General features: G+C 35.2%; 6 protein-coding genes and 2 tRNA genes. 5 read left to right on the plus strand and 3 right to left on the minus strand.

The features are described from left to right. Positions 1-6 precede the first annotated feature (6 nt). Positions 7-1,764, minus strand: a complete 1,758-nt coding sequence (sppA, locus tag BHE19_RS01315) for a signal peptide peptidase SppA (RefSeq protein WP_070905656.1) — start codon at positions 1,762-1,764, stop codon at positions 7-9. Between the two features lie 204 nt (positions 1,765-1,968). Between sppA and BHE19_RS01320 the strand changes: the two genes are divergently transcribed. Both BHE19_RS01320 and folK read left to right on the plus strand, forming a co-directional pair. Next, positions 1,969-3,156 (plus strand): carboxypeptidase-like regulatory domain-containing protein, encoded by a 1,188-nt coding sequence (locus BHE19_RS01320; RefSeq protein WP_070905657.1) that lies wholly within the window; start codon positions 1,969-1,971, stop codon positions 3,154-3,156. 58 nt (positions 3,157-3,214) lie between these two features. Then, positions 3,215-4,351, plus strand: coding sequence for a 2-amino-4-hydroxy-6-hydroxymethyldihydropteridine diphosphokinase (folK, locus tag BHE19_RS01325; RefSeq protein WP_070905658.1), 1,137 nt, complete (start codon positions 3,215-3,217; stop codon positions 4,349-4,351). 56 nt (positions 4,352-4,407) lie between these two features. On the opposite strand, the gene BHE19_RS01330 is transcribed toward folK, so the two are convergent. Together BHE19_RS01330 and BHE19_RS01335 are read right to left on the minus strand one after the other, a co-directional pair. Further along, positions 4,408-4,944 (minus strand): RNA methyltransferase, encoded by a 537-nt coding sequence (locus BHE19_RS01330; protein WP_017497759.1) that lies wholly within the window; start codon positions 4,942-4,944, stop codon positions 4,408-4,410. 74 nt (positions 4,945-5,018) lie between these two features. After that, positions 5,019-5,441 carry a DUF1573 domain-containing protein gene (locus BHE19_RS01335; protein WP_017497760.1) on the minus strand — a complete coding sequence of 141 codons (423 nt, stop codon included), beginning with the start codon at positions 5,439-5,441 and terminating at the stop codon, positions 5,019-5,021. A 157-nt stretch (positions 5,442-5,598) separates the two neighbouring features. On the opposite strand from BHE19_RS01335, the gene mutS reads away from it, so the two are divergent. The 3 genes from mutS (at position 5,599) to BHE19_RS01350 (ending at position 8,529) form a co-directional block, all read left to right on the plus strand. Beyond that, positions 5,599-8,205, plus strand: a complete 2,607-nt coding sequence (gene mutS, locus BHE19_RS01340) for a DNA mismatch repair protein MutS (protein ID WP_070905659.1) — start codon at positions 5,599-5,601, stop codon at positions 8,203-8,205. A gap of 151 nt (positions 8,206-8,356) precedes the next feature. Continuing rightward, a tRNA-Gly gene (locus tag BHE19_RS01345) sits at positions 8,357-8,429 on the plus strand. Positions 8,430-8,443: 14 nt separating this feature from the next. Further along, positions 8,444-8,529, plus strand: a tRNA-Leu gene (locus BHE19_RS01350). Positions 8,530-8,781: the final 252 nt, after the last annotated feature.

The following is an 8,781-nucleotide window of genomic DNA, read 5'->3' on the forward strand; positions in this document are numbered from 1 at the left end:
AGGAAGTTATTTAATGTTTATTCCGAATGGAAGCATGGCCTGAACTCCTTTTTGTTTTTGAAGTCTTTTTACCTGCTCAATAAGCATATAATTTTCTTCTCCGATTTCTTCCTTAATAAAAGCTTCTTTTGATTGCGCAAATGGCAGATTGGAAAGAAGGTCATTGAATGTTTTTTCGTATTCAGGATAGTTTTGTGTACTGTACGTTTTGATCTTTGCAATTTTTGCAGCTTCAGCAATAGCATCATTCAAACCTCCAATCTGATCTACTAATCCAATTTTTAAAGCTTCACTTCCTGACCAGACTCTTCCTTGTGCGATCGAGTCTACCTGTGCAAAAGTCATTTTTCGGCCTTCCGCAACGTGTGTTACAAAGGTTTTGTAAATATGCTCAACTCCTTCTAAAGTAAAGGCTTTAAATTTTTCGTCAACAGGTACAAACGGACTGTAATTTGCAGAGTTCTCATGTGTTTTTACCTGCTCTGTGTTGATTCCTAATTTATGGGCTAAAGGAGTGAAGTTAGGCAGTACTCCAAACACACCTATAGAACCTGTAATCGTATTGCTTTCTGCAAAAATTTTGTTGGCGTTGCAGGCAATGTAGTAACCGCCTGATGCGGCATAATTCCCCATAGAAACCACAACCGGTTTTACTTTTTTGGTTATCTCGATTTCTCTCCAGATCAGGTCAGAAGTTAAAGCACTTCCTCCCGGACTGTCTATTCTCAGAACGATTGCTTTTACATCTTCATTTTTGCGCGCCTCCTGTAAAGAACGTCGCATAGAACCTTCACCAATTACATTAACATCTCCTTCGCCGCTTTGTATTTCACCCTGTGCATAAATAATAGCAATTTGATCAGTAGCAGTATTGGTCAGGGCAGTTGTAATGTTATTTTGAGTATAATCTAAAATCGAAATTTTATTGTAATCGTCGTCTCCCGTTACTTTTAGCGCTTTTTTAATCGCGTTATGGTAAACATCTTCATAAGCAATAACATCTACCAGTTTTTGTGCTTTTGCCATTTCCGGAGTTCTGGCCAGTAATCCATTGGCGATTTCATTTAGTTTCGGTAGCGGAATATTTCTGCTTTTTGAAATATCAGTCGTAACCGTAGTCCAGATGGAGTTTAAAAGAGCAGTTACCTGTTCTCTGTTGGCATCACTCATTTTATTTTCCAGAAAAGGTTCAACAGCACTTTTGTATTTTCCGTGGCGAATCACTTCCATGTGAATGCCCGATTTTTCCTGAAAATCTTTGAAGAACATCACCTCAGACGAAAGACCTTTAAAATCTAAATCTCCGGCAGGATTCAAATAAATAGTATTGGCTACAGAATTCAGATAATATTCTTTCTGAGAGTACGTATTGGCATAAGCCCAAACAAACTTTCCTGATTTTTTGAAACTTTCAAGCGCATTTCTCAAATCTTTGTATTGTGCCAGACCTAAAGAAGACTCATCATTTAAAATAGAGATTCCTTTAATGTTATCATCAGTTTTCGCCGCTTCAATAGCATTGATTACATCTGTTAAACCGATGCCTTTTTTATCCGAAAAAACAGTTACCCATGGGTCTTTGTATTTTCCCGCATAATCGTTTTGAATTTGTTTTAAATTTAATTCAATAACAGAATCACTTTTCACAGAAACAGCATCGTCTCCTCCAAAAATTGCTCCAATAAGAATGACCCCAAAAAAGAAGAGGATAATAAATACAAAAATACCAATAACAGTGGCAATTACATTTCCTAAAAACTTCATAAGTATATTTTTTTTAATAAGTATCGAAAAAGGTTGGTTTGTTACAAAAGTAATCTAAAAACAAATTAATTCGAATAGCAAATTGGATGAAATGGTTGTGGCTTCTGCATTTTTAACGCATTAAATTAAAGATAAGATATTTTGTAAGATAAATATAGTTTGAGTTCGGAATATTTTATATTTGAGGAAACCAAATACTTAAATATGAAAGATAAAATAATTCTGTGGAGTCTTTTTTTCTTGGGCTTTTATGCCGGGGCTCAAAAAATGCAAACTAAAAAAGTGGTAGTCGATAAACTGACAAAGCTTCCTCTGGAAAAAGTAAATATTTACAATCAAAAGGACAATTCAATAACGAATGAGGAAGGTGTTTTTTCTTTTATTTCCGATCAGGATGAATTGAATTTTAGTTTGATTGGATATGAAAATCTGAAACTCAGTTTTACCGAAATAAACAAACAGGATACGATCTTTTTGCAAAGTAAAACCATTGAACTTGATGAAGTAGTGGTGGGTGAAGAAATGGCTATAATGAAAAAAGTATATGCCAAAATGAAAGAGAATTACATATTCGAACCGTACAATGAAAACTTCTTCTTGCGATGTGTCTTGAAACGAAATGATGAATTAGAAAGATTACAGGATATTTATGGTAAAGTATCGAGAAAAAGCATCTTTAAATCAAAAACACAACCGGACAATAAATGTGAAGTTGAGATTTTGAATATGAGGAAAGTTGGGATAAAAGATAAGGCTGATTTTGTGTATTTCGAATTTCAGAGTTTCGAAAAATTATTTGACATAAATGCTATGATCTCTATCAAAACGGAAGATTTCGAGCTTACTAAGGAAAAAAATGTAGCAGGTGATTTTTTTAAAATTAGTTTTATCAAAAAGGCAGAAAATACAATTGCACAAAAAACCAGTGGTTATTTTATAATTAATAAGAATGACTATGCTATTGTAGAAACCTATTTTGATCTTTATGATAATGGAGAAAAAGTACCGTTTCAAAAAAAGGACAAAGTAGAATATCGAACCACGAGTTTTAAAACCACTTCAAATTATAAGAAGAGTGCCAGCACCAATAAATATTATTTGAATAACGCAAAATCGGATGTTAGGGTAGAATTACTTGTAAGTGAAAAAAATATAAAAGCGTTTTACGATTATTCGACCAATTTTTTTGTAACCAATAGTTTTATTGCCGAAAAAGCAAAGTCAAATTTGTCTATGGATAAGGATATTTTTAAAGTGAAATTTCCTTACTCAGAACAATTTTGGAAAAGCCAGAACCAACTCCCTTTAACAAGCGATTTAACTGCATTTTTGAAGAGGGCTTCAGAAAACAAAGAGAACAAGAAAGAGTTTGAAATAGTTGGAAACTTCTAACTCTTGAATCAAATAATGTAGTTAATTCTAAAATAGTTTTAGTTAATTTGCATTAATTATGAAGTCACAGCATCAAATCGTTTTATCAATAGGCAGCAATCAGGGAAACAGGTTAACAAACATCGAAACGTGTATCGATTTGATACATAAAGAAGTGGGGACTGTAATCAGGGTTTCAAAACTGTATGAAACTCCTGCCTGGGGGTTTGAAAGTGATGCTTTTTATAATTGTGCATTGGTTTTACATACCTATTTATCGGCTCAAAAAGTATTAAGTCAGGTTCTGAAAGTAGAAAAAAAATTAGGCCGAATCAGATCGGAGCAACAAGGGTATCAGTCCCGAATTATCGATATTGATCTGATTACTTATGATGATGAAATTATCGAGTCCGAAAAATTGCAAATCCCACATCCGTTAATGCAAAACAGAAAGTTTGTTTTGCTTCCTATGCAGGATTTAGGTGTAGACTGGGAACATCCTGTTTTTCAAAAATCCATTACAGAATTAATTGCAGTCTCGCCTGACGATAGTGTTTGTGAAGTAGTTCAGGAATTGAAAAATCCGATACGCGAAATTGCGTTGGAGAACTTCAACTACATTGCTTTCGAAGGAAATATTGGGGCAGGGAAAACCACTTTGGTGCAAAAAATAGCGGAGGATTTTAATGCAAAAATGGTTTTAGAGCGATTTGCCGACAATCCTTTTTTACCAAAATTTTACAAAGATCAGAACAGGTACGCTTTTCCGTTGGAAATGTCTTTTCTGGCAGACCGTTATCAGCAGTTATCAGATGATCTGGCGCAATTTGATTTGTTTAAAGATTTTATTGTAGCCGATTATCATATCTTTAAATCCTTGATTTTTGCTAAAATTACCCTTGCCGAAGACGAGTATCGATTGTATCGAAACTTGTTTGATATTATCTATAAAGAAATGCCAAAACCGGATTTGTATGTTTATTTGTATCAGAATTCTGAAAGGCTGCTGCAAAACATCAAGAAACGCGGACGCAACTACGAGCAGAATATTGAGGCGGGTTATCTGGATAAGATCAATAATGGTTATCTAGAATATATTAAATCCCAAACTGATTTAAATGTGTTGATTATTGATGTTTCCGATCGTGATTTCGTGAAAAATCATAAAGATTACCTTTTTATTTTAGACGAAATCCAGAAGAAGATTTTTAATTAGAAAATTAGATAATGGGGCAATTATCACATTATCTAATTATCTAATTGACACATTATCTATTTGGGCCAGTTTAATTTCTGAAATAAATCCCAAACCACAATTCCCGCGCTTACGGCAATATTTAAAGAGTGTTTGGTGCCTAATTGTGGGATTTCAATACAACCATCACAAAGCGCAACTGCTTCCTGAGCAACTCCGTAAACCTCATTGCCAAAAACCAATGCATACTTCTGATTTTTCTCCGTTTTAAAATCCTGAAGGAAAATAGAGCTTTCCACCTGTTCGATGGCAAGCGTCAGTACATTTTCTTTTTTAAGATTTTCGATTACTTCCAATACATTTTCGTGATGTTCCCATGCAACAGTCTCAGTCGCGCCAAGAGCCGTTTTGTGAATTTCTTTATTGGGTGGAGTGGCGGTAATACCACACAGGATTATTTTTTCAATTAAAAATGCATCAGCGGTCCTGAACACAGATCCAATATTGTGCAGACTGCGAATATCATCTAAAACTAAAATCAAAGGAGTTTTGTCTGATTTTTTAAAATCCTCTATTGATTTACGGTCCAGTTCGCTATTTTCAAGTTTTCTCATAGGTTTATTCAGGTCATAAAAAAAGCTTCCAAAGTTAAGGAAGCTTTTTGAATTATTCTATTTTACTTTTTAGATTAGCTTTTTACCGGATCTGGTAAAACAGTACCTTTAATAGTAAGTACTTTTGTTGGTTGTCCTTCAGCATTAGAAGTTACAGTTACAGTTTTTGTAAAAGCACCAACTCTGTCAGTAGCATATTTTACACCAATAATACCTTTAGCACCCGGAGCAATTGGCTCTTTTGGAGTTGTTGGTACTGTACAACCGCAAGATCCAGTTGTGTTTGTGATGATAAGAGGTTTGGTTCCATTGTTTACAAAAACAAATTCACGTTTCCCATCTGCATTATGAGCAATAGTTCCATAATCAATGGTTTCTGTTTCGAAAGCCATTCCTGCACCTTCTACTTTGGCAATTTTACCTTTTTTATTGCTTTGAGCATTAGAAGCTGTAATTCCAACTACAGCTAACATAGCGATTAAAATTATTTTTTTCATCTTTTTAGAGTCTTTTTTAATTAAGACAAATCTATGTAAAATTCTTATATCTCAACTTAAAAAAAGCTTAAAATATTTTAATTTTTGCACTACTTCGATATTCCTTCAAAATGTCATAAATTCGCTGTCTTAATTTTTTCATTTAAAATACAATAATTTGGCAGCGAAAGAGAAAGTGGTTAAAGAGACACCTTTAATGAAACAATACAATGAAATCAAGAGAAAATATCCTGATGCCTGTTTGCTTTTTAGAGTAGGAGACTTTTATGAAACCTTTGGAGAAGATGCTATTAGAGCCTCAAAAATTCTGGGAATAACATTAACCAAAAGAGGCGCCGGTTCTGATACAGAAACCGCTTTGGCCGGTTTTCCGCATCACTCTGTCAATACTTATTTGCCAAAATTAGTCAAAGCCGGACTTCGTGTGGCGATCTGTGATCAGCTGGAGGATCCAAAAATGACTAAAACTATTGTGAAACGTGGTGTTACTGAATTGGTAACTCCCGGAGTTTCTTTAAACGACGAAGTTTTACAATCCAAATCAAATAATTTTTTAGCATCAGTTTATTTTGCTAACAAAAATATCGGAGTTTCCTTTCTGGATGTTTCTACAGGAGAGTTTTTAACGGCTCAGGGAAATGCAGAGTACATCGACAAATTGCTGCAAAACTTCAACCCGAGTGAGGTTTTGGTTCCGAAACAGAATAAAAGTGACTTTAAAGATGCTTTTGGAGATGATTTTCATAGCTTTTATTTAGAAGACTGGATTTATAAGGAAGATTATGCTCTGGAAACGCTGACGAAGCACTTTCAGACCTCTTCCTTAAAAGGTTTTGGAGTAGAAGAATTAAGAGAAGGAATTATTGCTTCCGGAGCAATTTTGTACTACCTGTCGGAAACGCAGCACAATCGTGTGCAGCATATTACAGCGATTCAGCGTATTGCCGAAGATGCCTATGTCTGGATGGATCGTTTTACCATTAGAAACTTAGAATTGTATCATAGTTATAATCCAAATGCGGTTACCCTTTTGGATGTGATTGACAGAACGCTTTCGCCAATGGGAGGGCGTTTGTTGAAACGCTGGCTGGCTTTACCTTTGAAAGACAGTGCCAGAATAAAAAGCCGTCATGATGTGGTTTCTTATTTAAAATCCAATTCCGAAGTTTTACAAAGTATCCAGTATCAAATCAAGCAAATCTCAGATTTAGAGCGTTTGATTTCTAAAATAGCAACAGGAAAAGTCTCACCACGTGAGATTGTGTATCTGAAAGAATCGTTGGATGCAATTATTCCAATTAAAACTCTGGCACTTGAAAGTCCGCAGGAAGCGGTGAAGGTAATAGGAGATAGTCTGCATGCCTGTGATTTGTTAAGAGAAAAGATTAAAAATACTTTAAATCAGGATGCGCCTGTCGCGGTGGCTAAAGGAAATGCTATTGCAAAAGGAATCAGTGAAGAGCTGGATGATTTGCGTGCTATTTCTACTTCCGGAAAAGAATATCTTGAGGGAATTGAAAAAAGAGAATCGGAGCGTACCGGAATTTCTTCGCTTAAGATCTCGTTTAATAATGTTTTTGGTTACTATATTGAAGTTAGAAATACACACAAAGATAAAGTTCCTGAAGAGTGGATTCGTAAACAGACGCTGGTTAATGCAGAGCGATATATTACCGAGGAATTAAAAGAATATGAAACTAAAATTCTGGGAGCGGAAGAGAAGATTTACAAGATCGAAACAGAGCTTTTTGAGCAATTGGTGATCTGGATTGGAACTTATATCAAGCCGGTGCAGATGAATGCTAATTTGGTGGCACAGCTGGACTGTTTGTGTTCGTTTACACAATTGGCTATAGAGAATCAATATGTATGTCCTGAAATTGATGAAACGTTTGAGTTAGAGATTAAAAACGGACGTCATCCGGTTATTGAAAAGCAATTACCGGTTGGAACGCCTTATATTGCTAATGATGTTTATTTAGACAGAGAGACGCAGCAGCTGATTATGATTACAGGTCCTAACATGTCCGGTAAGTCTGCTATTTTGAGACAAACGGCTTTAATTGTATTGTTAGCTCAAATGGGAAGTTTTGTTCCTGCTGATAGTGTAAGAATGGGAATTGTAGATAAGATTTTTACCAGAGTAGGGGCTTCGGATAATATTTCGATGGGAGAATCTACTTTTATGGTGGAGATGAATGAGACCGCTTCTATTTTGAATAACATCTCAGATCGCAGTTTGGTACTTCTGGATGAAATTGGAAGAGGAACCAGTACATATGACGGGATTTCGATTGCCTGGGCGATTGCCGAATTTTTACACGAACACCCGGGAAGACCTAAAACCTTGTTTGCAACGCATTATCATGAATTGAATGAAATGACAGAATCGTTGCCAAGAATTCAAAATTATAATGTTGCGGTAAAAGAGTTAAAAGACAATGTGCTTTTCATTCGTAAACTGGTAAAAGGAGGAAGTGCTCATAGTTTTGGAATTCATGTAGCAAAAATGGCCGGAATGCCTCAGATTGTAATTTTGAAGGCGCAAAAGATGTTGAAAAAACTGGAGAAAAACCACTCAAGTGAAGCGTTAAATGGTGTAAAGTCTGAAAATGATGAAATGCAGATGAGTTTCTTTAATTTAGACGATCCTTTGCTGGAAGAGATAAAAGAAGAAATTCTGGGGCTTGATATTAATGCGATCACACCGGTTGAAGCGTTGATGAAACTCAATGAGATTAAAAGAATGTTGGTACGAAAATAAATTTCATATTTAAAGTTTAGGTTATCAGAAAGTTATAAAATAAGTAGATTTTTTTTTCAAAAAACGCTTGTGTAATTGAATAAATGTCCTAAATTTGCACTCGCAATACAGAACAAATCAAGTGTTGCAGTTCTTAATTAGAATTTGAAATGCGAAAATAGCTCAGTTGGTAGAGCGCGACCTTGCCAAGGTCGAGGTCGCGGGTTCGAGCCCCGTTTTTCGCTCTATATCATCTAATGCTCGGATGGTGAAATTGGTAGACACGCTGGACTTAAAATCCAGTGAACAGCAATGTTCGTGCGGGTTCAAGTCCCGCTCTGAGTACTAAAGCCTCTTCTTTTGAAGAGGCTTTTTTTATGGTGTAAATCCAGGAGTTCTAAAATAAATCTGCGAAGCAGATTTATTTTAGAGAATCTAAGAATCTAAGAATCTAAGAATCTAAGAATCTAAGAATCTAAGAATCTAAGAATCTAAGAATCTAAGAATCTAAGAATCTAAGAATCTAAGAATCTAAGAATCTAAGAATCTAAGAATCTAAGAATCTAAGAATCTAAGAATCTAAGAATCTAAGAATCT

The sequence above is a fragment of the Flavobacterium tructae genome (genome assembly GCF_001853485.1).
GTDB classification, from domain to species: domain Bacteria; phylum Bacteroidota; class Bacteroidia; order Flavobacteriales; family Flavobacteriaceae; genus Flavobacterium; species Flavobacterium tructae.